The sequence below is a fragment of the Corallococcus aberystwythensis genome, from assembly GCF_003612165.1.
Taxonomy (GTDB): domain Bacteria; phylum Myxococcota; class Myxococcia; order Myxococcales; family Myxococcaceae; genus Corallococcus; species Corallococcus aberystwythensis.
The window spans coordinates 1-25,840 of the sequence record NZ_RAWK01000061.1; the positions used below are offsets into that span (position 1 = coordinate 1).

Consider the following 25,840-nt stretch of genomic DNA (forward strand, 5'->3'; position numbering starts at 1 on the left):
CGCCCTGCCCCAGCAGCGTCACGTCCCCCTGCACCGCCCAGCGCAGCGACGGGTCCAGCGCGCCGAGCATCACCGTGCGCCCGTCCTCGCGCCGGTACGCGCCGTCCGCGTGGTAGACGAAGCGCACCGTCCCGTCCTCCGCGCTCGCGTGCACCAGCACGCCGCGGGTCGTGAACTTCCGCTTCGCCGTCACCTGCCCGCGCGCCGCCGACACCGGCGTGGCCACCACCGTCGCGTGCGGCTGACACGTGGGACACGCGGCCCGCGCATGCTCCAGGCCGCACGACGCGCACACCGTGAAGCGAAGCCCCTCCAGCACCGGCAGCGGGAAGGCACCGCGCTGGTCCTCCACGAAGACCTGATGGAACAGATGCAACAACGCATCCGGCAGCGTGGCCCGAGGCAGCGCGGGCTTGGGGTACTGCACGTCCGGGTGGAATACGGTGACGCGCTGGAGCAGCCGCCCCACCGCGTTCAGCCGGGCCCCGGCGGCCTTCGGCTTGTGGATGCCGCCCTGCGGCCCCACGCACAGGAGCGACTGCATCACGGTGACGGCGAAGGCATACCAATCACTCTCCGCCGTCGCCGGCCGAGCGGGCGTCAGCGCCTGCGCGGCCGGGTCCAACCGCAGCGGGTCCAGGAACTTCTCCGTGAACACCGGGCAGAGGAAGGCGCCGAACTGGAAGCTGTCCGCGTCGATGAAGTACGCGTCCGTGCCCACCGTCAGCACGTTCAGGTCGTTGAAGTCCCCCACCACCACGCGGGCCGCATGCACCGCCGCCAGCACGCGGTGTAGCCCCGCCAGCACCGTCACCGCGTCCGAGGCCTTGCCTCCCGCGCGCCGGAACGCCAGCTCACTCCACCGGCGCAAGGGCTCCACGCCGTCCAGCTTGCGCATCGCATAGCCCAGCACCTCCACGCCCTTCTTGTCCGTGGCCAGGGTCTGCGGCGTCACCACGCGAGCCGGCAGGCCCGTGGGAAACGCGCGCAGCTTGCGCTGGTGCTCCGCGAGCCGGGCCTTCGCCGCGGCCTGCTCGGGCACGAGGCCCAGGTAGTCCGGGTGCTCGGGCCGCTTGAAGACCTTGAGCGCGCGGCCATCACCCAGGTCATACACATCCGCCTCACCGCCCTTGCCCAGTGCCCGCTGCGGATCCAACCGGACCTTCTTGCCCTCGAGCCAGACGTCCATGGCCTCACGCCCTCCCCATCCGGCGGCGCAGCACCACCAGCGTGGTGTCGTCCGTCAGCAGCCCTGGCGCACGCAAGAGCCGCCGCTCCGCGAAGTCCGCGCGCACCGACTCGCGGTTGAGCTGCGCCAGCCGTCGTCGCACCGCGTCCGGGTTCGTGAAGTACCGGTCCTCCGTCCAGAACCGCGACAGTGAGCCCACCGGCTCGTCGCGCTCTGGCAGCCGCGTCTGCGCGAGGCCCAGCAGGTCCCCCACCCCATCCGTGCCCACCAGCAGCGCGTGCACGTCTTCGGTGGGCAGCAGTGCCCGGCGCTCCAACGGCACGTCCTCACCGCGCAGCAGCGCATAGGCGAGATACGGCGGCGCGTTGCCCGGAAACGGCCCCAGCGCGTGCACCTCGCCATTGAGCATCCACACCCCATCCCCCGACGAGAAGACGAGCGTGTGCGCCGGCGTCATGACCGCCCCCACCAGCGTGAAGAGCAGGTCCCCCAGCACATCGCGCCCCAGCGCGGACGCCAGGCCGTCCATCAATCCCAACAGGTCCTCGCGCAGCCCCGGCAGGAAGTCCGCGCCATCCACCGCCTCGCCACGCGCCAGCCGGGCCTGCGTCGCCTGCGCCAGCCGCCGCACGCCCAGCTGCGCCCCCAACTCGCTGCACGGCTGGCTGCCACACCCGTCCGCCACCACCACCACCAGCCCGTGCTCGCTCGCCCGGACGCAGGCGGCGTCCTGGTTGTTGCGTCCCGAACGCGCGTGCTCCCGGCCCTGCACCGAACCCACCGCGACTTCGAAGGGCAGCGTGGACATGGCTCTCCCGTGGCCCTCGAAGGGCACGCACGACACGGAAACCTGCTGGCGAGTGGACGGCCCCACGCCGCCCGACTTCGTGTACCTACAACACCAACATAGTGTCCGAATTACACGAAGTCAAGGCGACGTGGGACAACCTGTCAGCGGCAGGTGCCAGGTCAGCGGGAGGCGTGGGGGTTACAGCTCGAAGTTGAAGCCGGCCTTCTCGAGCTGTTTGTACTTCTTGTGGTCGAACCGGTAGAGGCGCGCGGCGCGGTGGGAGACGTCCTGCTCCACCTCGTCCAGTTCCTCCAGCAGGTCCATGGCGAGGATCTTCTTGCGGAAGTTGCGCTTGTCGAGCTCGCGCTCCAGCACCGTCTCGTAGAGCCGCTGGAGCTGCGACAGCGTGAACTTGGGTGGCAGCAGCTCGAACCCGATGGGCTGGTAGCGCACCTTGCCCTTGAGCCGCTGCAGCGCGGTGGTGAGCACGTCCGCATGGTCGAACGCGAGCTTCGGCGTATCCCAGACAGAGAACCACGCCGCCTCGCGCGCGTCGGTGGACGCCTGGAGGTGGTGCTGGGACAGCTTCACCAGCGCGAAGTACGCCACGGTGATGACGCGGCCTCGAGGGTCGCGGTCCGGAGCACCGAACGTGTAGAGCTGCTCCAGGTGGCTGGTGCGCAGGCCCGCTTCTTCCTCCAACTCGCGGCGCGCAGCGTCCTCCAGCGACTCCTCCATGCGCACGAAGCCACCGGGCAGCGCCCACCGGCCTTGATAGGGCTCCACGCCGCGCTGGATGAGCAGCACCTTGAGGTCCTCCTCATCCAACCCGAAGACGACGCAGTCCACCGTCACCGCCGGGCGCGGGTACTCATAGGTGTGGCTCACGGGGAAACCCTCCGGCCGGCATCGTGTCCAGAGGACACGGTGCGGGCAAGCGCCTTCATGCACTCACGGAAGGCACCCTACGGCTGAACAGGTCTCTGGCCGTTCGTGAACCCCTCCGACCTGGCGTTTTTCCGCGAAGGCCGCTCCGCGCGGAGCGAAGTGGTGAATCGCGACAGTGTGGTTGCGGAAGCCAGGATGGGCCCACGTCAGAGGCGCCTGCCGGAAGCGACGCCGCCCAACTGGTCCGACTGTCGGACCAGTTCGCGCCCCTTCCGGCCCGGGGGCGCGCTGGCTCAGCAGGCATGCCCCTCGCGTCCATGTCAGACCCATCTGGTTGGATGGGCGAAGCATCGGGCGAGGAGGGAGGCGGGGATGGTGAGGGTGGGGCTGGTGGCGTACGTGGAGGAGCAGCTCGAGCGGGATATCGCGCTGAGGAGGCTGCCGAGGAATGGGGGGTTGGCCTCGGAGCGGAAGATGGCGCGCCGCTATGGGGTATGCCGGGGCACGGTGCGCGAGGCCTTGCGGCGGCTGGCGGCGCGGGGCCTGGTGGTGTTGCGTCCCGGGCGACAGGCGCGCGCGGTGGCGCTGGACGAGTCGCTGACGCTGGAGAACCTGGGGCTGGCGCTGCATGACACGCGCACCCAGGAGTCCCGGCGCCTTCTGGAGGGCTTCTTCAGTCTCAAGCGGCAGGTGCTGGTGGAGCTGCTTTCCGACTGCTGCGCGCATGCCTCCGACTTGGCCCTGGGGCCGCTGGAGAGCACCTGCTACGCGCTCCAGGACGCGGCGCGCTGGTACCACCCCAAGGAGCGCTGCGCGCAGCTGGAGTTTGAGTTGCTGCGGCTTTCTGCCCAGGTGGCTTCACGGCCCGGGCACCTGCTCCTCATCCAGTCGCTGCAGCGGGCCTTCCGGGGCATCGCGGACCGGCTGCTGCCCTTCATGGGCGGCGATGCGATGCGCCAGTGGGTCATCTGCGCGTTGGATGCGCTGTATGCGCGCGACGTCCAGGCTCTTCAGCACCAGCTGCCGGCGCTGATGAAGACGTACGACGAGCTTGTGCTCGACCAATTCGCCCCTGTTCCCCAGGAGCGTGCGTCCCCTGACGGCGACCACGCCCAGGAGAGCAACCCCGGCGCTCCTGCGTCAGATTCCGCTCAGGACGATGTGCCCACGGCACGCGCCGGTGTTGAGGAGCATGATCTCCGCGCCTCCGCGTCAGCTACAGCTCAGGACGATGCATTCGAGGCACGCTCGTGCACGGAGGAGCGTGGCGTCGGCAGCCTCGCGCCAGCCAACGAACTGCTCGGAGTTGCGCCCTGTTCCCATGGACGGGCCCTCTCCATGGGGCCCGATAGCGGGGCGCTGCTGTTCTCGGCAGTCCCGGAACTCGCCCGATGCGAGCTCGATGGGAAGCGCACCGGAGAGACCGAGACAAACGCGGCCTTGGGAAACCTGTCCGGCTGTTGGACAGGTTGTAACGCCTCATCTCGCGAGGCATGTCACAAGAGGGGTGGATCGCTTCGCGGCCCCCTGCGTCGATGGGCTGCACACCTCTGGCGCTTCATTGCCCGCTCCCCAGGCCCCCCTGCCTCGTGAGTGGCGACAGCCTTTCGCGCCGCCGCCGCACGCCCTCACTGCTGGGGCGTGATCGCGTGGATTGACTCGGACGCATCCGCACGAGCCATGCCTCCGCGCCGGATGAAGCAACGGAGGACCTCTGGCCACCACCCTAGACGGCGACGAGCCGGCTCAGGCGGCGCCAGTCGACCAGCTGGACGTTCTCCTCCGCCAGGTCGAACTCCAGCGAGCGGCGCATGCCCAGCACGTCGCCGCCCATCTGGAAGGGCACCTCGCGGTCGAAGTCCATCCGCAGGCGCTCCACGAAGAAGTCGTGCATGCGGGGCATGGGGTGCTCGCCGCGCCACAGGCGGAACATGTTGCGCGTGGCCTCCATCACGCCCGCGCCGTACACGCGCACCGACAGCCTGTGCGGCACCGCCTGCGCGAACGGGAACGCCTTGAAGCCGAAGCCCCACTCCGGCGTCGTCGCCGCGCCCGCTACACCCGCGGGGCCCTGGTACAGGAGCTGCCCCGCTCCGCCGTTGGGCACCGGCCGCACCGCGCCCGTCGCGTCGATGGTCAGCGCGGACGCACCCAGGTTGTAGACGGAGACATTCGGGTTGCCCTCGCCGAACAGGTGGCGCGGCACCGTGCGCGTGAACATGGCGCCCATGTAGCCGCGCAGGCCGGACTGCGCCTTCTTGAGCGGCCCGGCGGAGGCGAGCTGGTTCTTGAAGTCCTGAATCATCTCCGCGTCCCAGCCCGTGCCCGCGAAGGGCGCCACCCGGCCCTCCACCCGCACCAGCGAGAAGGGACGCAGGGGCGGCAGGCGCTCGCCGTACGCGGCGATCTGCTTCAGGGCCACCTGGGGACGCGGCGCCCCGGTAACGCGAGCCCAGGCGTTGCCCGTGCCCAGGGGCAGCACGCCAATGGCCGGCAGGGCCACGCCCTGGGAGCGCAGCTCGTTGAGCAGGCCGGTGATGGTGCCGTCGCCTCCGCCCGCCAGCAGCAGGCTGGGCGGGTCGTGGCGCAGCTGGTCCACCCACTCCCGCGCCTCTTCCAACGACCGGGTGAGGGCCACCCGGGCCCGGGGGAGCAGGTCTCTGACGAGCCCGCCCATCCCCTCGGTTCCCTTACGCGCACGCAAATTGACGAGGACGGCGATGTTCATGGCGGGTGCGACTCTTCCCCAGGTCATGTCATGGCCCCGTCACGAAAAGCGCCCCGACATGGGGACACCCCTTTGGAATAGGGTCATCACACCCCCAGGGCATGGGCCAGCCGGGCCTCCAGGTGCCGCTCGGCCGCACGCCGACGCAGCGTCACCGCCGCGGCGGCCAGTCCTCCGGCCACCAGCAGACGGCGCAGCCAAGTTTTTCCGGTGCCGTGGTAACCGCCCGATGCCGAGTCCCCCTCCGCCATGGGGCGGAAGACGTTGCCGGAGGTGGGGCCCTGCCGCTTGTTCTTGAAGTGCAGCACGTCCGTGCCGGACTTCATGGTGTGCTCGAACATGCCGGGGAGCAGGCCGTGCATCGCCGAGAAGCTCTTCCCGGAGCCGCCGACCATGACCTCGTCCTGCGGGTGGCGCAGCACGCGGAGGATGGTGCGGGCCACGCGCTCCGGCGTGTAGACGGGCTCCACCGGGCGGATGCGCCAGCCGGTGTAGTTGGCGGTGTGGCGCCACAGGGGCGTGTCGATGGCGGCGGGCATCACCGTGCACACGTCGATGCCCGTCCCCATCAGCTCCTGGCGCAGCGATGCGGAGAAGCCGCGCACCGCGAACTTGGAGGCCACGTAGGCGCTCAGGTACGGCGCGGGCACGGTGCCAAAGGTGGAGGACACGTTGACGAGCGTCCCGTAGCCCTGACGGCGGAACTGCGCCAGCGCCGCGCGAGCGCCGCTCACCGTGCCGAAGAAGTTGGTCTCCATGAGCTGGCGGAAGGCCTCGTCCGGCGTCTCCTCCAGGCTGCCCAGCATGTAGACGCCCGCGTTGTTCACCCAGCCGTCGAAGTGGCCGAAGGCATCCACCGCCGCCTCCGCCAGCCTCCGCACGGCCGCCGCGTCCGACACGTCCGTGGGCACCATCAGGGCCTGGACGCCGTGGGACTCGCACTCGGCCGCCAGCTCCTCCAAAGGGTCCTCCCGGCGCGCGGCGAGGACCACGTGGGCACCCTTCTTCGCCAGCAGCAGCGCGGTGGCCCGGCCAATGCCGCTGGAGGCGCCCGTGATGACGATGACCTTTTCTTTCCAGATGCGATCCATGAAGTGGGGTCCTTGTGACGGGCTCGACGGCCCCCCCGGGGGCCCCGAGTGTTCGAAAGGGTCGGGTGGGCGCCTCGTCCATGACGCCGCACGTCGGACAAGGTGGGTACGCTCCCGGCGTCCTACCCGGGCCACCGGCGACTCCCCCGGAGAGCAGCCAGCGAGGCAGGGGGCCCGGAATCCGGACGGAGGTCCAGGTGCGGGACCGGGTGACGGTGGCCCGGGGGCGCTGGCCTGGAGGGTGGACAGTCCGGTAGAGGACGGAACGCGGCCTGCATCGCCGGTCCGGCCATCCCTTCCACACCCACGTGACCATGCCCTTCCGTCCGAAGCCGTCCGCGTTCGCGCTGCTGTTGTGCCTGCTGTGCGCCACCGCCTCGCGGGCCGCACCCCACCGGTTGGTGGTTTCCAGCGGCGACTGCCGGGACGCGGAGCTGAGCGGCCAGTCCAAGGCGTTCTACGACGCCCTGCGCGCCCGCCCCGAACAGCACCTGCTGGGCGCCCCCGAGTTCGCCGAGCGCCTCTTCCCCGCCTCCTCGCGCTCCTTCGAGGACCTCCAGCGCCAGCTGGACGCCGCGCAGGACCAGTTCTACGAGGGCCGCAACGCCCGCGCGTCCCAGTTCCTGGACGATGCCCTGCGCGACATCCGCCGCCTGCCGCCGGGCGAGCCGCGCTGGAAGCTCTTCGCCCACGCGCAGCTCCTGCACGGCCTCAACCACCGGGCGCTGGGGAAGACGAAGGACAGCGACGCGGCCTTCCTCCAGGTGCTGCGCCTCCAGCCGAAGTACCAGCTGGATCCGGACCAGTACGCGCCCTCCATCCGGCAGGCCTTCGAGAAGCTGCGCCGCGACCTGGCCCGGACGCCGAAGGTGAAGCTGTCCCTGAAGTCCACCCTGCCCGCGTCGGACGTGTACCTGGAGGGCTTGAGCGTCGGGCAGACGCCGCTCACGCTGGAGCTGCCCGCCGGGGCGTACGAGCTGTCCATGGTGAAGGGGGACGCGGTGAGCTTCCCCCGGCAGGTGCAGGCGCAGGGGGCGGACACGCCGCTGCTGGTGGACCTGGCGTACGAGGGGTCCGTGACGGCCGCGCCCTTCCCGTGCCTGTCCGCCGCGGACGGCAACGAGGAGCGCACCTGGAGCCACGCGGTGCGCCTGGGCGGCACGCTGGGCGTGGAGGAGGTCATCGTCGTGCGGCTGGAGCGCCCCAGCAGCGGGCCCAAGTGGTTCGCCGCCACGGTGCTCAACGTCGACGGCGGGCAGAAGCTGCGCGAGGGCGGCTTCAAGACGCAGGGCCTGGACGCGCCCGGTGAGGCGCTCTCCGCGCTGGTGGACTTCGTCACCACGGGGCGCTCGCCCTCCAACCTCGTGGTGATGAACAACGCCAACGGCAAGGCGCCCTGGGACGCGGGCAGCGCACGGGGCACGTCCGGCTCGGGCACCGGCGCGGACCTCACCGCCCCCAATCTCCTGTCGGAGGACGCGGCCAGCGACGCGCCCGGCCCCCGGACGGGCCTGCGCACGGCGTCGTACGTGGCGGTGGGCGCGGGCGTGGCGGCACTGGGCGGCGCGGGCGTGGTGCGGCTGCTGGCCCAGAAGGACCTGAACGGCCTGGAGGACCGCCGCGCGGCCAACGGCGGCCAGCTGGTGAGCACGGACGCGCGGGCCGTCGCGCTGCGCGACTCGCTGGTGGGCAAGAGCCACATCATGACGGGGCTGCTCGTGGGCGGAGGCGCTGCGGTCGTCACCGGGGCGGTGCTCTTCCTCGTGTCCTCGCCCTCGGAGCCGGCGCCCGTGACGCTGGGCGTGACGGCGGACGAGACGGGCGCGGCGGCGAGCGTGTCCGGATCGTTCTGAGGGGACATTCCCGGCCGGACGTTCCTGGCCGGGAAGCAGCGGGCGCGTAGAGTCGCGCCCCATGCGCGCTTCCCTCCTGTTGTTGCTGTTCACGGCGAGCACCGCCCTCGCCGCGCCCCGGACGTTCCGCGTCGACTACTTCCACACCGGCAACGCCACCGAGGAGCGCTTCAGCCTGGAGCGGCTGGTGGTGGAGCCCCTGCCCTGGCCGGGCCACCCGGCGAGGGCCATCGACGAGACGAACCTGGGCAAGTACCTCTTCGAGGTGCGGGACCAGGGGACGAACCGGCTCCTGTATTCGCGCGGCTTCGCCTCCATCTTCGGCGAGTGGGAGCTGACGGACGAGGCGAAGCAGTCCCACCGCACCTTCAGCGAGTCGCTGCGCTTCCCCTCGCCGGACCGCCCCGTCCAGGTCCTCCTGAAGAAGCGCGACGCGCAGAACGCCTTCCGCGAAATCTGGTCCGTGAAGGTGGATCCGAAGGACCCCTTCGTGGACCCGTCCTCGCCGCCCGCGCCGGGCCCGCTGCTCAAGCTGCTGGAGAACGGGCCGCCGCAGGACAAGGTGGACTTCCTCATCCTGGGGGATGGCTACACGGAGGCCGAGCGCGCCAAGTTCGAGAAGGACGCGCGCAAGCTGGTGGACATCCTCTTCAGCTATTCCCCCTTCAAGGAGCGCAAGGCGGACTTCAACGTCTGGGGGCTGATGCCCAAGGCGGCCGAGTCCGGCATCTCGCGGCCCTCCACCGGCATCCACCGCCGCCCGCCCCTGGGCTCCACCTACGACGCCTTCGGCGCCGAGCGCTACATCCTCACCTTCGACAACGAAGCGCTGCGCGACACCGCCGCCTTCGCGCCCTACGAGTTCGTGGAGATCCTCTCCAACGGCAACACGTACGGCGGCGGCGGCATCTTCAACCTCTTCAGCACCGTGGCCGCCGACAGCTTCTGGGCGCCCTACGTCTTCGTCCACGAGTTCGGCCACCACTTCGCGGGGCTGGCGGACGAGTACTACACCTCCGCCCCCATCTACGGCGCCGCGCCCGCGGAGCGGGTGGAGCCCTGGGAGAAGAACGTCACCGCCCTCCACGACCCCGCCCGGCTCAAGTGGAAGGACCTGGTGGCCCCCGGCACCCCGCTGCCCACGCCGTGGAACCAGCCCGCCTATGACGCCCACGCCCTGCAGGTGCAGCAGCGGCGACAGAAGATTCGTGCGGAGCGTAAACCGGAAGCGGAGATGGACGCGCTCTTCGTGGCGCAGCGGGACTGGGAGGAGAAATTCCTGGGCACGCAGAAGGTCTCCGGGAAGGTGGGCGCCTTCGAGGGGGCGCACTACGAGGCGAAGGGGTACTTCCGGCCCCAGACGGACTGCGTGATGTTCACCCGGGACCGGGGGCCCTTCTGCGCGGTGTGCCAGCGCGGCATCAGCGAGGTCATCGACCTGTACGCGGGTCCATCCTCGCCCCCCCCGGCACGGAAGAGTCCCTGACTTCCTTCGATTCCCAGGCCCCTGAGCGTCCTTTCGGGTGACGGGGACGTGGCAGGTGGTTGGCCAAATGGACGCCCCTCGGTTTTCGGGTGTAAGGGGGACCCCATCTGCAAGCAGGACACCCCAAGGGAGGCATTCACATGCTGAAGCGAAGCCTGAAGCGAAACTGGCTGCCGGCGCTCGTGACCACCGTGTTCGTCACGGTTGGCACGGGCTGCGGCGACGAGTGTGTCGATCAGTTCGACTGTCGTGAGAAGGGCGCGCCTCCCGCGGGTCAGGCGTACGCCTGCGTGGAGAACAAGTGCGAGCTGCGCACGCTGAACATCCCGCCGGAAGAGGACGCGGGCACGGACGAGGACGCGGGCACCACGACGGACGCCGGCACGGACGCGGGCACGGATGCCGGCACCACGACGGACGCGGGCACCACGACGGACGCGGGCACCACGACGGACGCCGGCACGGCCCCCCAGTCGTGCAACCCGGCCTGCGCCCTGACGGAGTCCTGCGACGTCGAGGCGAACACCTGCACGCCCTCCAGCGTCGCCACGCCTCCCGCGGATACGAGCGCGCAGATCGCCGCGTTCGTCGCGGCCCCGGCGGGTGTGCTGGCCACGCCGCAGATCGTGAGCGGCGCGTTCGTGACCTTCATCAAGCCCGAGGTCGCGGGCAGCGCGGCCACGGAGGCCTCCGGCTTCTTCCTGCAGGCCGAGGCCAACGGGCCGGCGATGTTCGTGCGCGGCTCCGCGTCCCCCACGGCGGTCGCCGTGGGTGACCGCGTGACGCTGAACGTCACGGAGAAGGAGATCATCAGCAACCTCAACGTGGCGAAGGCCGTCACGGACCTGACCGTGGTGAGCAAGAACCACGGGGTGTGGAACCTGAACACCGCGTCGCCCGCGGGCCTGAAGGTGGACGCGAACGCCGTCAGCACCTTCGAGGACGCCGGCACGACCAACACCTACGAGAGCCGCATCGTCACCGTGTCCGGCAAGCTGGCGGCGGGCACTGGCAGCGGCGCGGCCTTCACGGCCTTCCCTGTGGCCACCACGGGCGAGCCGTCCCCCAGCCCCCTGCTGCTGCGCGTGCCCACCGCCCTGTCCACGGACCTGGACCTGTCCTCGGGCTGCGATGTGGCCGTGCCCACCGGCATTGTCTGGCGCTTCAACGCCCAGCCCCAGGTGTCCGTGTTCGCGCCGAGCCAGCTCACCGTCACCTCGTGCCCCGCCCCGAAGCTCACCGAGGCGCGTCCGCTGAGCGGCACGGAAGTGCGACTGACGTTCGACCGCAAGCTCAACGCGGCCAGCGTGCAGGCGGCGGACTTCGGCATCACGCCGACCGTGGCCATCTCCGCGGCGGCGGCGGCGGGCAACCTGGTCTCGCTGACCACGGCGGACCTGACGGCTGGCACGCAGTACACGGTGACCGTGAACGGCGAGGTGACGGACGTCGCTGGCAAGGCCGTGGACGCCTCGGCCAAGAGCGCGACCTTCACCGGCCTGACGCCTCCTCCGACGGGCCCGTCGCTGGTCATCAATGAGATCGACTACGACAACGTGGGCACCGACAACGCGGAGTTCCTGGAGATCTACAACCGCGGCACCGCGGCGGCGGACCTGACCAACGTCAAGCTGGTGTTCGTGAACGGCGACTCCACCTCCACGCCGCGCAGCGAGTACCTGATGTTCAACCTGTCCGACGTCAAGGACGCGCAGGGCAACGCGGTCACGTCGCTGCCCGCGGGCGGCTACATCGTCGCGGCGCCCGAGCCGTACTTCACCACGGCGACCCTGCCGGCGGGCACGCTGCGGCTGATCATCAAGTCGTCCTCGGGTACGAACGCCGACATCATCCAGAACGGCACCGGTGACGGCGTGGGCCTGCTCGACAACGCGGCGGGCACGCTCCTCGACAGCGTCTTCTACGAGACGGCCAGCAGCAATCCCCAGAACAGCACGTTCACCATCACCACGGCCACGGGTCCCAAGTCCCTGAACTTCGAGGAGGGCGCGCGCACCGTCGCCTCGGACTCGAACTCCGCCGCGGGCTCGCTGCAGCGCAGCCCGAACGGCAACGACACGAACAACAACAACGCGGACTTCGCGTTCGTGGGCACCGTGACCCCGGGTGGCCCGACGCCGTAGTCGTCGCGCCTGACACCTTGATGTGACGAGGGGCCGCGTTCACCGACCAGGTGAGCGCGGCCCTTCTTCATGGATGACAGGGGGATGTGTCACGCTGGGTGTCATGGGGATGCGCCGCCCGTCATCGCGGTGGGCCACGGTCCCTTTCCGGCGTCTGGGCCGGATGGCTTCCATGTCCCTTCCTCGCATCGTCGCGCCCCTGCTCGCCCTGCTGCTCGCCGCGTGTCCCGGCTCCACGCCTCCGACGCCCGGTGTGCCTCCCGACAGCGGTGTGCCTTCCGACAGCGGCGTGCCTGGTGATGGCGGTGCATCCGACAGCGGCGTGCCCGGCGATGGAGGCGCATCCACGGATGGAGGCGTGCTCGTCGATGGCGGCGTGGCTGGCGATGCAGGCGCATCCACCGATGGCGGCGTGCCCGACGGTGGCGGTCTGCCCTCCGACGGAGGCACGCAGGGTGACGGCGGTCTGCCCTCCGACGGCGGCGCGCAGGGCGATGGCGGCGTGCCGGATGGCGGCGCGATTCCAGCGCTGCGGGTGGAGTCCCCGGGGCTGGGGGACGGACGCGTGGGGCAACCCTATGCCGCGAGGCTCAGCGCCTCGGGCGGCCGGGCGCCGTTCACCTGGAGCTTCACGGGCACGCTGGCCGCGGGGCTGACCCTCTCCACGGACGGCGCCCTGTCCGGCACCCCCACCGCCGCGGGCACGACGATCTTCACCGCCACCGTGCGTGACGCGGAGGGCAGCACTGCGTCCGCGCAGGTGGTGGTGCTGGTGCAGCCGCCCCTCACGCTGCTCACCGTGGGCCACTGGAACCTGGAGTGGTTCGGCGCGCCCAACCAGGGCCCGGCCAACTCCACCTCCGACGGCGGCGTGCCCGACGACATCCAGGTCGCGGGGGCGACGGACGTCATCCGCGGCGCGGGCGCTCACGTCTGGGGCCTGGTGGAGATGGTGGACACCGCGGACTTCAACACCCTCAAGGCGGGGCTGCCCGGCAACTACAGCGGCTTCCTTGCCAACAACACCGCCTACGTCCTCAGCGGCGCGTCGCTGTACTCCGCTGGCGAGCAGAAGCCCGGCATCCTCTACGACAGCACCCTCACCTACCGCAACGCCCAGGTCATCCTCACCGCGCAGGCCGCGGACTTCGGTGGACGCCCGCCGCTGCGCGTGGACTTCACCACCCGCATCCACGGCGAGGACGCGCCGCTGGTCATCATCGTCACGCACATGAAGGCCTTCGAGGACATGACGTCCTATGGCCAGCGCCAGCGCTCCGCGACCGCCCTCAAGAGCTACCTGGACCAGTGGCTGCCCGAGGCCCGCGTGCTCGTCATCGGAGACTGGAACGATGACCTGGACCACTCCATCTCCACGCAGAACGGCGTCGCGCTGCCCACGCCCTTCGCGAACTTCCTGGGCGACCCCACGCACTACACCTTCCTCACGCAGGTGCTGACCGACTCCAACCGCTACACCACCACGGAGTACGACGAGGTCATCGACCACGCGCTCGTCACCGACGAGGTGGCCGTGGACGCAGTGCCCGGCGGCGTCCAGGTGCTCCGGCCCGACTCATTCATCCCCGACTACGCCCACACCGTCAGCGACCATTACCCCGTGCTCACGCGCTACGACCTGAGCGGCGTTCCCGGCCCGCGCGTACGGGTCACCGCGCCCCTGGGCGGCACGTTCGTCGTGGGTACGCCGTTGACGCTCACGTGGCGCTCGGCGGGCATGGACACCGTGCGCATCGAGGCCACCTATGACGGCGGCAACACCTGGGCGGTCGTCGCCCCTTCCGTGCGCGCGGACGCGGGCACGTTCGCGTGGACCGTGCCTGATGTGGAGAGCGACCTGGTGCGCTTGCGCGTGGTGGACACGGCCAACGCGTCGCGCTTCGACATGACCCCTGGCCGCATCTGGTTCACGCGCACGGCGCCTCGCGTGTTCATCAACGAGGTGCTCGCCAACGAGCCCGCGCTCCCCGGCGGCACCGCGCATGAGTTCGTGGAGCTCTACAACGCGGGCTCCGCCCCGGTGGACCTGTCTGGCTGGAGCCTGTGGGACGCCATCAACTGGCAGCACGTCTTCGCCCCGGGCACGGTGTTGCAGCCGGGGCGGCCCCTGGTCGTCTTCGGTGGGCCCGAGGGCTTCACTCCTGGCACGCCCGACACGGTCGCGTCCTCCAGCGGGATGCTGGGCCTCAACAACAGCTCCGACATCGTGCAGCTCAAGCGCGCGGACGGCGGCGTCGTGGACAGCGTCGAGTACTTCAGCACCGTGGACGCGGTGTCCATCAACCGTTCCCCGGACCTGTCGCCGGACGCGGGCTTCGTGCTGCACACCACGCTGACTCCCGGGCTTCAGTCCTCACCGGGCCGGCGCTCGGACGGGGGCGCGTTCTAGTCAGCGCAGCGGCGGGGACTCGGGGTTGGGCCCGGGCGTCTTGCGCTCGGGTACCGCCTCCACCTCCCGGGCGATCCACTCCTGGCCCTGGTCCTCGTAGGAGACGCGAATCTCATCGCCCTCGCTCAGGTCGCGCAGCTGCGCGTTCTCGTCGTCGCGCTTGAGCCGCGTGGCTTCGTCCACGAAGACCTCCTGCTCCTGACCTTGGCCGTCCACGAAGAGCAATTCGTCGTCGCCTACCCAGGACACCCGGCCCGCGGCCCAGCCCATGGGGCGCGGCTGCTGGCCGGAGCCGCCCGTTCCCTCCGGAGCGGGAGCAGGAGCCGCCTCGCCCTTCGCCTCCGCGCCCGCGGTCTTCAGGGCCTTCGGATCCACGGTCTCCTTGGAGGCCATCAGCCCGCGCAGGACCTCCGAGCGTCCTTCACGGTGCTTCGCGGAAGGGCGGTCGTGCCCCGGCTCGCCGCCGTTGCACGCCGACAGCCCTCCGAGTCCCACCAGGCCCATCACCAGCAGGCCCGCCGTCCCGCGCAGTCTCCGCATGGGTCACGTCCTCCCGCGTCGTGCAAAGGGGCCCGCATCCCCACGGAGTTCACCTCCGTCATGGCACGAGCCCGCTCTCCCCACGGTAAAGATGCGGACACCCAGCCCTTTGGGGAACCACGACCGCGCGGGCCTGGGCCTGGCTGCCTGGAATGACCTGATTGCTGGCTGGAGGGCAGGCGGGCACGCGCGGCCTGCAACGTCAGCACCTACCTGGCCAGCAGCCAGTCGCGCACCGCGAGGAAGCGCGCCGTGGGTGCCGCGGCCTTGCGCCACGCGACGTAGAGCGTTCCCCGAGGGCGCCGCGCGGAACGCCGGCCCGGCTCCGGCGTGAGCGTCACGACCCGCTTCTCCCGCACGGCGGGCGCCACCAGGTAGTCGGGCAACACCGCCAGCCCCACGCCCGCCTCCACCAGGGCCAGCATCTCGTCCAGGTTCGCGACGCGGCACACCACCTGCGCCGGCAGGGGCTCTTTCGGCCCGAAGGTGGCGCGCCACCACGGCGCCAGCATCGCCAGGTCCGCGTCGAAGGCGATGAACCGGTGCGCACCGTAGTCACGGGCCCCACGCGGCGTGCCCCACCGCTTCAGGTACGAAGGCGCGGCCACGGCGACGAACTCCTCCTGGGCCACCGGCCGGACCTCCAATCCCGGCGCGTCCGGCAACAGCCCGAGGATGCCCAGGTCCAGGGACCCCTCCAGCAACAGCCGGGACACGCGGCTGGGCACGTCGAAGCGCACGTTGAGGCGCAGCTCCGGGTGGCTCGCCAACAGGCCCGGCAGGCGGGGCCGGAGCCAGTACCGGAAGAAGGGCCAGGGGCCTCCCAGGGACACCTCGCCGCGCACCGCGCGCTGGGCTTCGGAGGCCGCGTTCAGCGCCGCGTCCAGCGCGGGCAGGTGCTCCTCCAGCCGAGCCACGAGGGCGGCCCCCGCCGGGGTGAGCCGGGCCCGGCGCCCCACCCGCTCGAACAACGCCACGCCCGCGTGCCGCTCCAATGCCTTGAGCTGCTGGCCCACCGCGGAGGCGGTGATGCCCAGGCGTGAGGCCGCGGCCGCGTGCGTGCCCGCCCGGCTCACCTCCCACAGCGTCCAGAGCGCTTCGTGATTGCCAAGCATGGCTTCAGTTTATGTGAAGAGGCTCTCGGTTTTCTTGGGCACGTCCGGGACGTATTCCTCCCCCATCGCCCCATGGACAGGGGCTTGAGGGAGACACCCCATGGAAGCGCTGACCGCCGTGAAGGTCCTGCTCATCGTCACCAGCCACTCGCAGTTCGGGAGCACCGGAGAGAAGACGGGCTTCTGGTTGGAGGAGCTCGCCGCGCCGTACGAGCAGTTCGTCAAGGCCGGCGCCCAGGTGGACATCGCGTCGCCGCTGGGTGGCAAGGCGCCCGTCGACCCGCGCAGCGAGAAGGAGCAGACGGACGACACGCGCGCCTTCCTCGCGGACGCCGAGGCGACGAAGAAGCTGGCGAACACGAAGGTGCTCGCCCAGGTGAAGGACACGTACGACGCGTACTTCGTGGTGGGCGGGCACGGCGTGATGTGGGACCTGTCGCGGCACACGCCCACGCACCAGTTGCTGTCCGCGGGCTACGCGCGGGGCGCGGTGGTGGCGGCGGTCTGCCACGGCCCGGCGGCGCTGGTGGGCGTGAAGGGTCCGGATGGCAAGCCGCTGGTGGCGGGCAAGCGCGTGGCGGCCTTCAGCAACGCGGAGGAGCAGGCGGCGAAGTTCGACGCCATCGTCCCCTTCGCGCTGGAGACGCGGATGCGTGAGCTGGGCGCCCGCTACGAGTCGGGCCCGCTGTGGAAGAGCTTCACGGTGCGCGACGGGCGGCTCGTCACGGGGCAGAACCCCGCGTCCTCCGCCGCCACCGCGCAGGAGGTCCTCAAGGCCCTGGCCGAGAAGAAGCAGGCCCCGGCCCCCAAGGGCTGAAGCGCGCTGGCGTCAGCCGAACTGGTAGCCGGAGATGCGCGTCCCCATCATGGCGCCGGCCCAGGCGGTGGTGCCCCGGTCCTCACCGGCGGCCCCGGCGGCGACCATCAAGGGGAGCAGGTGCTCCTCGCGCGGATGGGCGAGCCGTGCGTAGGGGGCCTGCGTCCACTGCGTGAGCTTCTGGTCACGCTCGGCCGCGGGGGAGGTGGCGGCGTCCTGCACCCACGCGTCGAACTTCGCGGAGACCTCATGCGCACGCGGGTCTCCGAAGGCGCGCAGGTTGTGGAACGTCAGCCCGCTGCCGATGATGAAGATGCCCTCGTCGCGAAGTGGCGCGAGCGCGCGGCCCATGGCCAGGTGCTCCGACGGATCCAACCCCTGCTTCAGCGAGAGCTGGACGCAGGGGACATCCGCCTCCGGGTACGTGAGCTTCAGCGGGATGAACGTGCCGTGGTCGTAGCCGCGCGCGGGGTCCTCCGCCGTGGCGAAGCCCGCCGTGGTGAGCAGCTCGCGCACGCGCGCGGCGAGCCTCGGGTGGCCCGGCGCCGGCCAGGTGATGCGGTAGGACTCCGGCGGGAACCCGTAATAGTCATACAGGATGGGCGGCGCGGGGGACGTCATCACCGTGGCCACGGGCTCCTCCCAGTGGGCGGAGATAACGAGCAGCGCCTTGGGCGGCGTCGCGAAGCCCTGGCCCACCTGACGCAAGTAGGCCGCGAGCGACTGGACCTCCTCTTTCGGAAGGCCCATCTCCACGAACGGCCAGGGGCCACCGCCGTGCGGGATGAAGACGACGGGCAGGCGTGAAGGGCTGGAAGGGTCGGTCGGCATGGTGTCTCCGGTGTAACGGGCATCCCGCCTCCGCGCAGGCCGTCGTGCCGTCAGGAGGCGGGTGCTAGGCTCCGAGCGCATGCCCTCGAGCGCCGTCACGAACTGGCCCCAGGTCGTGCGCTTTCCCGCGACCCATCCCCATTACCCGGAATACGAACGCCACTGCCGCGAAGCGGGGCTGCGGTCCGCCTTCATCCAGGATTCGTGGGAGCTCATCATCCGCGGGCTCCAGCGCAGGGCCGAGTTCATCGCCGCCCATGCCTGGAACGTGCCCGTCCCCGAGTTCGTCGCGCTGGACCGGTTGATCCGCGGCAGGGCCCGGGACCTGCTGATGCCCAGGACCCGCGGCACGCCGCTGGCCCTGTGGTCCGGAGGCCTGCAGGTCAGTGAGTACGTGCGTGCCCGAGGCTACGACACGCTGGAGAGCACCGTGTACGGAGGCATCCTGGACACGATGACCAACCCCCGGTTCAAGGTCTGGCTCGGCAGCGACGACTGGGGGCCGCAGGGCGCGCTCTGGGACACCCTCTCCGCCCGCTATGTCGAGGTCGCCGCGAGCTGCCGCGACACGATGCACGTCTTCCTGCGCACGCACGACCTCGAGTCCACGTTCTATGGCGAGGAGCTGGTCAACTGGCGCAAGGCGAAGCACCGGCAGGAGCACGAGCCAGATGGGCTCACGTACCACGTCCTCGTGGGCCTGGACTCCTTCGGCCTGGAGAAGGTGTTCCTCCGGGAGGAGGAGGCGAAGGCGTTCCTGCTGACGTTCCTCGGACAGCTCCAGCAGCGGTTCGAGCAGGGCATGCTCGAGCGGGGCGTGAATCACCGCTACCGCAGCGAGGTCTGGCGGGACAACGCGCGGGCCTACCAGGACACCCTGCGCAAGAAGACCTACGCGTCCTACCGGCAGTACATGGAGCACCCACTGCGAGAGCTCGTCGAACAGTTCTCCGAGGCGGAGCAGGCGCTCTCTCCTGACCAGGACTTCGATCCCCGGAAGTTCTCGTCCGTGATGGATGAGCTCCTGCTCAAGACCCGGGGCCCCCGCTCCGCGTGAGACATGACGTCTTCTGTTATGAAACAGCTCGGGGGACGCATGGGCAGTCCCGTCGTGAAGGGGGTTGCATGAAGAGCATCATCGGTTGGGCACTGGTCGCCTTCGGCGTCATTGGCTTCGGCGTGGAGATTGACCACCTGCGCACGGGCACTGCGGAAAACACGGTCACGGGGTTCATCCTCGCCGCGATCTTCATCCTCGGAGGCCTGGCCCTCCTCCGCTCCGCGCGGCGCGCGAAGCTGCCGCCCGAGCTGCGGGATGCGCCCGCCCTGGATGCTCGCGACATCGAACGGGCCGTGCTCGCCTGCGCGAAGCAGCACGGGGGCCGTGTCACCATCGCGGAGGTGGCGGCGGCCAGTCAGCTCTCGTTCACCGAAGCCAAGGAGGTGCTCGAGGGGCTCTCCCGCGCGGGCGCCTGCACCGTCGATGTCACGGAGAACGGCGCGTTCATCTACGAGTTCAGCGGCCTGATGCCGCGCGAGACGGCGCGCGCGGCGCTCGAGCCCTGAGCCTCGCGCCCACTGGATGGCGAAAATGAGCGTCACCTTCGCCAGGACGGCAGGCAACGGCACGCAGGCGTCGATTTCCCGCCTGTTGCTCTGACTTCGCGGAATCCTTAAAGCGCATTCGATCTAAGCGAGCTACTGACACATGCCGCAGGAAAGCTAGCCCCGAGTCTCGCCGCCCGGATCACCAGTCCTCTCAACCTAGACAGGGGGATAGTTTCCACTTAGGAGGGTACCAATGTGGGCTAGAGCCCGGGCGAGCCACATATCGCTGCTTGATTCGTGTACGCCCACCGTCTGGAGTAGCCTCTGGGTGCATCACCCTCGAGTACTTGTCGACCTCGCAGAACAGGTTCTGACAGTCGATGGGCTGCAGGTCCCTGCCCCAAAGGTTTCGGAAACGAAGCCCTAGACGGTCGAGTTCCTGCCCAGCCATCCGCGTTACCTCGTGGATGACCTCGTCCTCCCCCAGTCCCCCCGTGTCGCTGAAGCACTTGCCAATTCCGCTGCGTGCGCCAGGCCCTGCGACTACAAAATCAGACTCTTCAAACCGTGTCAGTTCACTGTAGTTCAGGTCAACCGTGAACTGGAATGCCAGAAAATCCCCTAGCGATGGATAGGAGCGAAGCACTTGGAAGATCTCTCGCAGCGACCGAGCAGAGAAGACCTTGCGAGGAGCGTGGTCCTCCATCATCCGGCGCAGCAACTCCAGGTGATTGGTGTGCTTGCGAGCCGCACCAAAAAGTGGCGATGGCATGATGTACGCCGCTGAATACAAGCGGACGCCTCCCTGGATCGCAGCGCCAAGCAACGCATCGGCCCGCTCGAAATCGAAGGACTTCCAGGTGAGTGGACCTAGACGGGCTTCAAGCAGTTCCCACGTCTCGATCCGATTAAACAGTTTAAAGAGCAGAACCCTAAAAAAGACCTCCTCCTCCTCCTGTGAGCCTTCGTAAATGACTCGCCGGATAAGATATTGACTCACTCGATCCGAGGCACGGTAGACGTTGGTAAACCGAAACGAGCGCAGCACATGGTCCTCTGTCCACGGAGGAGCACTTCCAGAGAGTCTGCGGAAGAATACTTCTTGGCGCTCTACTGCAAAGCGCCAGTAAGTGTCGAACACAGGTGTGGCGCGGAGGACCCTTCCTCCCGGTAGGCGAATATCGCGGCTAGTTCGGGAGCTCGGAGTAGAAGAGAAAAGCGTGACCTGTAGAGGGGTGCCTCGCATGAGGAGGCCTATCTTAGCTGTTCCACTATGAGCTGGCGCGCATTCAGGTGGAGCGTCACACGGCCGCCCTTCAGCTCCCGAAGTTGGCGGAAAGCACGAAACCCCTCAAGGATGGCCTCTTCCCACTGCCAGACGGGAACATGAGCCACTTCGTATCCCTTCGTGAACTCTTGGATGCCTTTCAGTAGGTCATAGTCCACCTGCTGGATGTTCTCGAAGTACCCCACCCGCTTTGCACGACTGAAGACACTGGCAGAGATCGCCTCCTCAATAATGACTGCCCTGGCACCGTCTTGGTTCTCGTCAGCGAAGCGGTCGCTCTTTCGCTTAGAGCGCAGCAAGGAGCGAAGCACTGGAGACCAACCCAAGTAAACCGCGTAGGCGAAGTGGAAGATGTCGTGATACCGATAGCCATCCGGATCAGCGATATTGTCCGTGATGCGGTCCCCGATGTTGACCTTCTCGTAGCGCAGCAGAATCTGTGGCCTCTCCAGCGTGCCGCGCTCAATAAAGTCAACAGTGACAAGACGAGGCAGTTTCTCCTCCTCGGGGCACGCCTCATCGAAGAGCGCATGCGGCTTCTTTTCGCCAGCCGTCGGCCAGCGACTGGCAATCTTCTTGCAGTTACGTCTGGACGCCTCTTCCAAATCGACGCAGCCAACATCTGCGACATTTCGGAGATGTTGCCAGATATCATGGAGCGCGATGCGCAGGCCCTCTGAATTGGAGCGCTGGACGGCTTCAAGCGCGCGGCCTGCAGCGGCGCCCAGCGCAAGGAGCGACGCCGATTTATTCCTTTCGTCGCTCGGAGTACCGAGTGGAAGCATCTGGAGCAGGCCGGGAGTATCAACGTCTGCGAGTCGCACGAAATACCACAGAGTGTCACCAATCTCGTCCAGCAGCCGCTCCTCATAGAGCGGGTAAGCGGAACCTTCGCGCTTGTGCTTCTTGAACTCGGACAGAGCACCGCCAACCTCACCTAGCATCCCTGCCGCCAAGAGCTCCTTATGATCGGGCTTATTGGCCAAGGTGTCGGTCTTCGCAGCAGCCGCTGCGAACTCAAGGAGCCAGCTCATACCCGCCCCCTATCGGTCGTCCCGACTCTTGACAGCTCCTTACTAAATTCTAGCGGCTCTCCCTCAAGACCTTTTCTACCTAGGGAGTGAATCCATCCAACAACGCTCTCAGCAAAACCGGGCAGGTAATTAACCAAGTGGTCTCGACCTCCGCGGAGGATGGTCTCTCTCTTTCCCTTTCGAAATTCCTCAGGGACTTTGACCGCGCTCGCTCCAAAATAGACAAACCAGTCCGCCACCAGCACGCGATCAACACGAGTATCATTAGCCAAATTGGCCCGATTGAGCTGGCCGTTTCGGTGACTATGGTGAGACCTTTCTTGACACCATGCCCCCCCAGCAGAGTGGTGGTAAATATTGTCACCAAACGCCTGCTTAAGACTGCCTTGGAGGTTTGGGCGCTTCATACGGAAGCGAGTATCCTTCCAATATTGGTCGAACGTCAGCGTCTCGCCTACCCGCATGGCATAAATGAGATGGCTGCCGAGTTCGTAGTCAGTTGCGCCAGTTCCGATCACCCAGTCTCCAACTCGCGCGCCCTTTCGGATCCGCGGTTTGCAGGTGGCGAGCGTGCCGTAGCCAAAAAAAGGATTCGGTGCAAACCCATAGTCTCTAGCAACTACATAGGAGTAGAGCTTCATTCGGGCACCGGCTCTCCGCAAGTGAACCGCTCGATATCCCGTTCCGAGACTGGCGTCTCTCCATCGGGCCTAAGCCAAATGTTGAGCGTCCCATCCAGGGCCTCCATTACACGGGTGGACGGCCAGCTCACCAACGCGTCTCCGTATTTTTGAAAGTTTGCAGGCAGATCTGTCTCTCGTCCCCCGCGCACATATACGCCCACAATGCGCTTCCCCCGTCTCTCCGCGTACTCGACCTCCGAATTGACCTCCGACATCGTGCGCAGACCCGGAGAAACCAGGACGATCAACGCCTCTGCCCTGTCGATACAAGGAGCAGAAGGCATTTCATTGGTGAAGGACGCAACCGCAGTGTCCTTTGGTTTCGGACCATCGTGCGGTAACGCCTCGACAATGTACCCAGCCTTTTCAAGCGCCGCCTTCAGGCCCTGGAGCACTGCGTCATCGAGATAGGAGTGACTAACGAATAGGTTCTTGGACTCACCGCTCACGGTAACCCGCCCTGTGGTTGAAGGTGGGAGCACTCATTTGCGCCCTCACCCGCTCAACTGGTATTGCTCCGAGCCGGGCCTTTTTTGCCGCTGCGGCAAAAAAAAATTCATCCGGAGCATGGGAGGGGGAGTGGTGAGCGCCAACCCTGCATTCTTCAAGAAGCTCGAGGCCGAGTTACCCGCCATTTATGAGCGGGTGGCAGCACGTGCGATTCAAATCGTAAGCCGCAAGCGATGGAGTCGGCCCGGAACCATGCCTGAAGGGCAGGAAGCGGAGGACTTGGTTCAGGAGGCCTTACGCCGCCTACTCGATGATTCTCGCTCCTGGGACCCGGAGAGGGTCAGTCTTGAGGACTTTCTTGTCGGCAGCGTGCGCAGCATTGCTAGCAGCGCAGTGAAAGGGCTCGCGAATCGTGTCAGAGCCATCGGGGACGATGTTCCTCAAGGGATTGGCGGAGTACAGGATCCCCATTTTCACTCGCCGTCTCCGGAGCAACAGCTTGACGAACTACAGCGTTACAAGCTTCTTGCAGAGGCCGTTCTCAACGCCGTTTCTGGTGATCCCGAGGTGGAGAAAATCGTTTCTGCTGTATTGGAGGGATGCGTGAAACGGGCGGAGCTGATTACCGAAACTGGATTGGAGCCTAAACGATTCGACAACGCCATCAAGAGACTTCACAGACGACTTGATGACGTTGCAGCCAAGCTGAGGGTGGCATCATGATAAATCCAGCAAAGCCCCGAAATGAAGACCAGATTCTGGTTGACTGCCTGGATGAACTTGGCGACTCGGCGCCTCTCGACAATGTCGAGGCGAAGCGACTCACAAGAGAGGCGGGGTTCGATACGGCTCGAGCACTTCGAAACGCACTGTCGCTTGTCGACGCAGCTAAAGGCCGTGCCCTACAGGAGGCGTTGCGCACCGCAAAATCCGAACGCATGCCTATACTCAAAAAACTCGAAAACAAGCGCACCACAAGAACAAGGGATGAAACTATCACATTCATTCACACAGCCGGACAGTCGTTACCTCAAGCAAGCCGCCCACAGGCATTTCATCGAAACTTCGAGTCGGCTACCGACGAAGACATCGAATCACTAGCAGTAGAGATTGAGGTATTGCTGGCCACGAAAAATGACAAGTAGAAACGTACTCGAAGCTGACTTAGCACGAGGCGAGCATGCAGCGCGCAAGGCACTTTCAGAGCTAGGCGTGCCTCATCCAGCAGGGTACGATCTCCCAGATCTGCTATGGGTACTACGACGTATCGTCGTCCGCGATACCGCTCTCAGCGGTTGCGTGGGTCGAACGACGCGCGTAGCTGGAAGTGCCATTATTTCAGTGAGCAGTTCCGTAGACTACGAACCGAGAAGGCGATTCATTATTGCCCATGAGTTCGGCCACTATGAAATCCACGGAGCAAGTCACAATCAGATCGAGCTATGTGACTCCAAGCAGGTCTCCGACGAATCTCAGTTGCGAGAAATCTACGCCCCTTCAACTGAGCGCGAAGCAAATGCATTCGCGTCTGAATTTTTAATGCCAAGGGCAGTCTGGGAAAAGCGCTGCACTGTCCGCAAGCCATCCTTGGAAATCATCAAATCACTTCAAAATGAGTTTGATGTCAGCTTCATTGCAGCAGGCATTCGATTCGCAAAACTCACCCCAGAGAGATGTGCAGTCGTGCTCTCACAAGATGGCAAAGTTTCGTGGGCCGCTTCTGGGAAGGACTTCGGATACTACATTCAACGAGGCTCTCGCCTGTCGAAATATACTATCGCCAGCGACTACTTTTCAGGACGGCGCCCCTCAGACGTTGCGGAGCCAGTTCCCGCCACTGCGTGGCTCGATAAGTTTCGGCTTTCAAGTGATTACGACCTAATTGAGCACTGCCAAGTAATTCCTGCCCTCCGCGCCACCCTATCCTTGCTCTGGATCCCGCCTGACGCTGAATACTAAGCACACCCCGATGCGCATAGCGGCGTGAACCAGTTCGCAAAGAGCCGGCTCTAGTTGCAGCCAGGAGCCCCTTGAGGCGCTTCACATCGTTCTGCGCCGCTTCTAGTTTCACAAGTACGCCGCCCCAGTCCTGGGACTCCAGCAACTGGCGGGCCCCGTGAGCTGCTCTTTAGGTTCCTGACCTCCGTGGCCATGGCCTGTTTCTTCTGCTCCTTCGCGCCCTACCGTTGCTGCTGCTGGGCGAGCTGCCCCTCCAAGCTTGTCACCTCCGCATCAAGGTCGGAGATCCGCTGATTCAACTCCTGTCGCTCTGGAGCGGACAGCTCCGTCGGATTGGACGAGATATCCTCGCTACAGGAGGGGCCGAAGGTGAAGGTCAGTGCGGACAACACACACGCGCGGACCCGCCGGGCCAGGGATGACGGGAAGGGAAGGATCATGGCGCGGCATTCCTGCCAAGGATCCCGCACCTTTTCCGATGCGGCATTTTGCCGAGTGTCGATTCGCCGCGCGTCTACCGCCCCAGCTTGAGGGTGACGGTCGCTGAGTCCTCCACCGACCCCTTCAGCGTGAAGCGCAGTTCCCAGACGCCGGGCATGAAGAGGTCCGCGTCGGAGACATCGAAGGTCCCGGAGTCTCGCGCGGCGACGCGAGGGACCTCGGAGATGCCGTGGCCCATGGCGGGCATCCAGGGCTGGACGGACAGCACGACACCCGACACCGGCTTGCCTGATACGGCGTCGGTGACTCGCACCTGGAACGCCTGAACGCCTCGTCGAAGAGGCGTCATCGCGGAGAGGACCTCGACGCGGAGCCGGCCGGATGCGCTGGCCGCCGTCCCCACGGTGACGACCGTACTCACCTGCCCCGCGTCGACCCCGGCGTCGGATCCGACCGAGGGTGTCGCGCCCAGCAACAGCATTCCCATCCACAGTGCTTTCATCACGCCCACCGTTTAGCGGAAGTGGCCCGCCCGCGTTCTGCGACAAGGTGTCG

Annotated in this window: 24 protein-coding genes and 1 pseudogene; 11 read left to right on the forward strand and 14 right to left on the reverse strand. The window is 67.3% G+C overall.

What is annotated here, in order from left to right; translation table 11 throughout:
- From D7W81_RS12330 to D7W81_RS12340, 3 genes and pseudogenes are all read right to left on the reverse strand, one after another.
- Nucleotides 1-1,189, reverse strand: a pseudogene (locus tag D7W81_RS12330) (hypothetical protein); the annotation flags it as partial.
- 4 nt (nucleotides 1,190-1,193) lie between these two features.
- The gene (locus D7W81_RS12335) at nucleotides 1,194-1,997 is read right to left on the reverse strand and encodes a protein phosphatase 2C domain-containing protein (RefSeq protein WP_120555556.1); all 804 of its coding nucleotides are present in this window, start codon (nucleotides 1,995-1,997) and stop codon (nucleotides 1,194-1,196) included.
- 180 nt (nucleotides 1,998-2,177) lie between these two features.
- On the reverse strand, nucleotides 2,178-2,867 hold the full coding sequence (locus tag D7W81_RS12340; RefSeq protein WP_120555557.1) for an NUDIX hydrolase: 690 nt from the start codon (nucleotides 2,865-2,867) through the stop codon (nucleotides 2,178-2,180).
- A gap of 372 nt (nucleotides 2,868-3,239) precedes the next feature.
- Here D7W81_RS12340 and D7W81_RS12345 point away from each other — a divergent pair, with 372 nt between their 5' ends.
- The gene (locus D7W81_RS12345) at nucleotides 3,240-4,460 is read left to right on the forward strand and encodes a FadR/GntR family transcriptional regulator (RefSeq protein ID WP_120555558.1); all 1,221 of its coding nucleotides are present in this window, start codon (nucleotides 3,240-3,242) and stop codon (nucleotides 4,458-4,460) included.
- 133 nt (nucleotides 4,461-4,593) lie between these two features.
- On the opposite strand, the gene D7W81_RS12350 is transcribed toward D7W81_RS12345, so the two are convergent.
- Complete coding sequence (locus D7W81_RS12350; protein ID WP_120555559.1) at nucleotides 4,594-5,595, reverse strand: diacylglycerol/lipid kinase family protein; 1,002 nt, start codon at nucleotides 5,593-5,595, stop codon at nucleotides 4,594-4,596.
- 86 nt (nucleotides 5,596-5,681) lie between these two features.
- Nucleotides 5,682-6,686, reverse strand: a complete 1,005-nt coding sequence (locus tag D7W81_RS12355) for an SDR family NAD(P)-dependent oxidoreductase (protein WP_120555560.1) — start codon at nucleotides 6,684-6,686, stop codon at nucleotides 5,682-5,684.
- A 314-nt stretch (nucleotides 6,687-7,000) separates the two neighbouring features.
- Here D7W81_RS12355 and D7W81_RS12360 point away from each other — a divergent pair, with 314 nt between their 5' ends.
- The 4 genes from D7W81_RS12360 (at nucleotide 7,001) to D7W81_RS12375 (ending at nucleotide 14,579) form a co-directional block, all read left to right on the forward strand.
- On the forward strand, nucleotides 7,001-8,539 hold the full coding sequence (locus D7W81_RS12360) for a PEGA domain-containing protein (RefSeq protein WP_120555587.1): 1,539 nt from the start codon (nucleotides 7,001-7,003) through the stop codon (nucleotides 8,537-8,539).
- Between the two features lie 61 nt (nucleotides 8,540-8,600).
- A complete protein-coding gene (locus D7W81_RS12365; protein ID WP_120555561.1) occupies nucleotides 8,601-10,025 on the forward strand; it encodes an IgA Peptidase M64 in 1,425 nt (474 codons plus the stop codon).
- Between the two features lie 140 nt (nucleotides 10,026-10,165).
- A complete protein-coding gene (locus D7W81_RS12370) occupies nucleotides 10,166-12,169 on the forward strand; it encodes a lamin tail domain-containing protein (RefSeq protein ID WP_120555562.1) in 2,004 nt (667 codons plus the stop codon).
- A 172-nt stretch (nucleotides 12,170-12,341) separates the two neighbouring features.
- Nucleotides 12,342-14,579 (forward strand): lamin tail domain-containing protein, encoded by a 2,238-nt coding sequence (locus tag D7W81_RS12375; protein ID WP_244227163.1) that lies wholly within the window; start codon nucleotides 12,342-12,344, stop codon nucleotides 14,577-14,579.
- Here D7W81_RS12375 and D7W81_RS12380 read toward each other — a convergent pair whose 3' ends face one another.
- Both D7W81_RS12380 and D7W81_RS12385 read right to left on the reverse strand, forming a co-directional pair.
- Nucleotides 14,580-15,119 carry a DUF5666 domain-containing protein gene (locus tag D7W81_RS12380; protein ID WP_120555563.1) on the reverse strand — a complete coding sequence of 180 codons (540 nt, stop codon included), beginning with the start codon at nucleotides 15,117-15,119 and terminating at the stop codon, nucleotides 14,580-14,582.
- A 209-nt stretch (nucleotides 15,120-15,328) separates the two neighbouring features.
- Nucleotides 15,329-16,234, reverse strand: coding sequence for a LysR family transcriptional regulator (locus D7W81_RS12385; RefSeq protein ID WP_120555564.1), 906 nt, complete (start codon nucleotides 16,232-16,234; stop codon nucleotides 15,329-15,331).
- Between the two features lie 100 nt (nucleotides 16,235-16,334).
- Between D7W81_RS12385 and D7W81_RS12390 the strand changes: the two genes are divergently transcribed.
- Nucleotides 16,335-17,051, forward strand: coding sequence for a type 1 glutamine amidotransferase domain-containing protein (locus D7W81_RS12390; RefSeq protein ID WP_120555565.1), 717 nt, complete (start codon nucleotides 16,335-16,337; stop codon nucleotides 17,049-17,051).
- Nucleotides 17,052-17,063: 12 nt separating this feature from the next.
- Here D7W81_RS12390 and D7W81_RS12395 read toward each other — a convergent pair whose 3' ends face one another.
- Nucleotides 17,064-17,882, reverse strand: coding sequence for a DODA-type extradiol aromatic ring-opening family dioxygenase (locus tag D7W81_RS12395; protein WP_120555566.1), 819 nt, complete (start codon nucleotides 17,880-17,882; stop codon nucleotides 17,064-17,066).
- A gap of 79 nt (nucleotides 17,883-17,961) precedes the next feature.
- Between D7W81_RS12395 and D7W81_RS12400 the strand changes: the two genes are divergently transcribed.
- Together D7W81_RS12400 and D7W81_RS12405 are read left to right on the forward strand one after the other, a co-directional pair.
- On the forward strand, nucleotides 17,962-18,939 hold the full coding sequence (locus D7W81_RS12400) for a hypothetical protein (RefSeq protein WP_120555567.1): 978 nt from the start codon (nucleotides 17,962-17,964) through the stop codon (nucleotides 18,937-18,939).
- A 68-nt stretch (nucleotides 18,940-19,007) separates the two neighbouring features.
- A complete protein-coding gene (locus D7W81_RS12405) occupies nucleotides 19,008-19,448 on the forward strand; it encodes a hypothetical protein (RefSeq protein ID WP_120555568.1) in 441 nt (146 codons plus the stop codon).
- A gap of 193 nt (nucleotides 19,449-19,641) precedes the next feature.
- On the opposite strand, the gene D7W81_RS12410 is transcribed toward D7W81_RS12405, so the two are convergent.
- The 4 genes from D7W81_RS12410 to D7W81_RS12420 are packed head-to-tail and all read right to left on the reverse strand — an operon-like array spanning nucleotide 19,642 to nucleotide 22,884.
- Entirely contained in the window at nucleotides 19,642-20,676 is a 1,035-nt protein-coding gene (locus tag D7W81_RS12410) for a nucleotide kinase domain-containing protein (protein ID WP_158621569.1), read from the reverse strand.
- Between the two features lie 8 nt (nucleotides 20,677-20,684).
- On the reverse strand, nucleotides 20,685-21,752 hold the full coding sequence (locus tag D7W81_RS12415) for a MazG C-terminal domain-containing protein (protein ID WP_120555569.1): 1,068 nt from the start codon (nucleotides 21,750-21,752) through the stop codon (nucleotides 20,685-20,687).
- On the reverse strand, nucleotides 21,749-22,393 hold the full coding sequence (locus D7W81_RS41950; RefSeq protein WP_147445453.1) for an Nmad2 family putative nucleotide modification protein: 645 nt from the start codon (nucleotides 22,391-22,393) through the stop codon (nucleotides 21,749-21,751). The genes D7W81_RS12415 and D7W81_RS41950 overlap by 4 nt, the downstream gene beginning before the upstream one ends.
- Nucleotides 22,390-22,884 carry a TIR domain-containing protein gene (locus D7W81_RS12420; RefSeq protein WP_158621571.1) on the reverse strand — a complete coding sequence of 165 codons (495 nt, stop codon included), beginning with the start codon at nucleotides 22,882-22,884 and terminating at the stop codon, nucleotides 22,390-22,392. Before D7W81_RS12420 ends, D7W81_RS41950 begins: the two co-directional genes overlap by 4 nt.
- A gap of 133 nt (nucleotides 22,885-23,017) precedes the next feature.
- On the opposite strand from D7W81_RS12420, the gene D7W81_RS12425 reads away from it, so the two are divergent.
- From D7W81_RS12425 to D7W81_RS12430, 3 genes are read left to right on the forward strand one after another with little or no spacing between them, the layout of a single operon-like run.
- Nucleotides 23,018-23,608 (forward strand): sigma factor, encoded by a 591-nt coding sequence (locus tag D7W81_RS12425; protein WP_158621572.1) that lies wholly within the window; start codon nucleotides 23,018-23,020, stop codon nucleotides 23,606-23,608.
- A complete protein-coding gene (locus D7W81_RS41955) occupies nucleotides 23,605-24,030 on the forward strand; it encodes a hypothetical protein (RefSeq protein ID WP_147445455.1) in 426 nt (141 codons plus the stop codon). The genes D7W81_RS12425 and D7W81_RS41955 overlap by 4 nt, the downstream gene beginning before the upstream one ends.
- Nucleotides 24,020-24,844: an ImmA/IrrE family metallo-endopeptidase gene (locus D7W81_RS12430; protein WP_120555572.1), complete on the forward strand. Its 825-nt coding sequence runs from the start codon at nucleotides 24,020-24,022 to the stop codon at nucleotides 24,842-24,844. Before D7W81_RS41955 ends, D7W81_RS12430 begins: the two co-directional genes overlap by 11 nt.
- 221 nt (nucleotides 24,845-25,065) lie before the next feature.
- On the opposite strand, the gene D7W81_RS12435 is transcribed toward D7W81_RS12430, so the two are convergent.
- Both D7W81_RS12435 and D7W81_RS12440 read right to left on the reverse strand, forming a co-directional pair.
- A complete protein-coding gene (locus D7W81_RS12435; protein ID WP_120555573.1) occupies nucleotides 25,066-25,284 on the reverse strand; it encodes a hypothetical protein in 219 nt (72 codons plus the stop codon).
- A gap of 74 nt (nucleotides 25,285-25,358) precedes the next feature.
- Entirely contained in the window at nucleotides 25,359-25,772 is a 414-nt protein-coding gene (locus D7W81_RS12440) for a FixH family protein (RefSeq protein ID WP_244227164.1), read from the reverse strand.
- Between the last annotated feature and the right edge of the window lie 68 nt (nucleotides 25,773-25,840).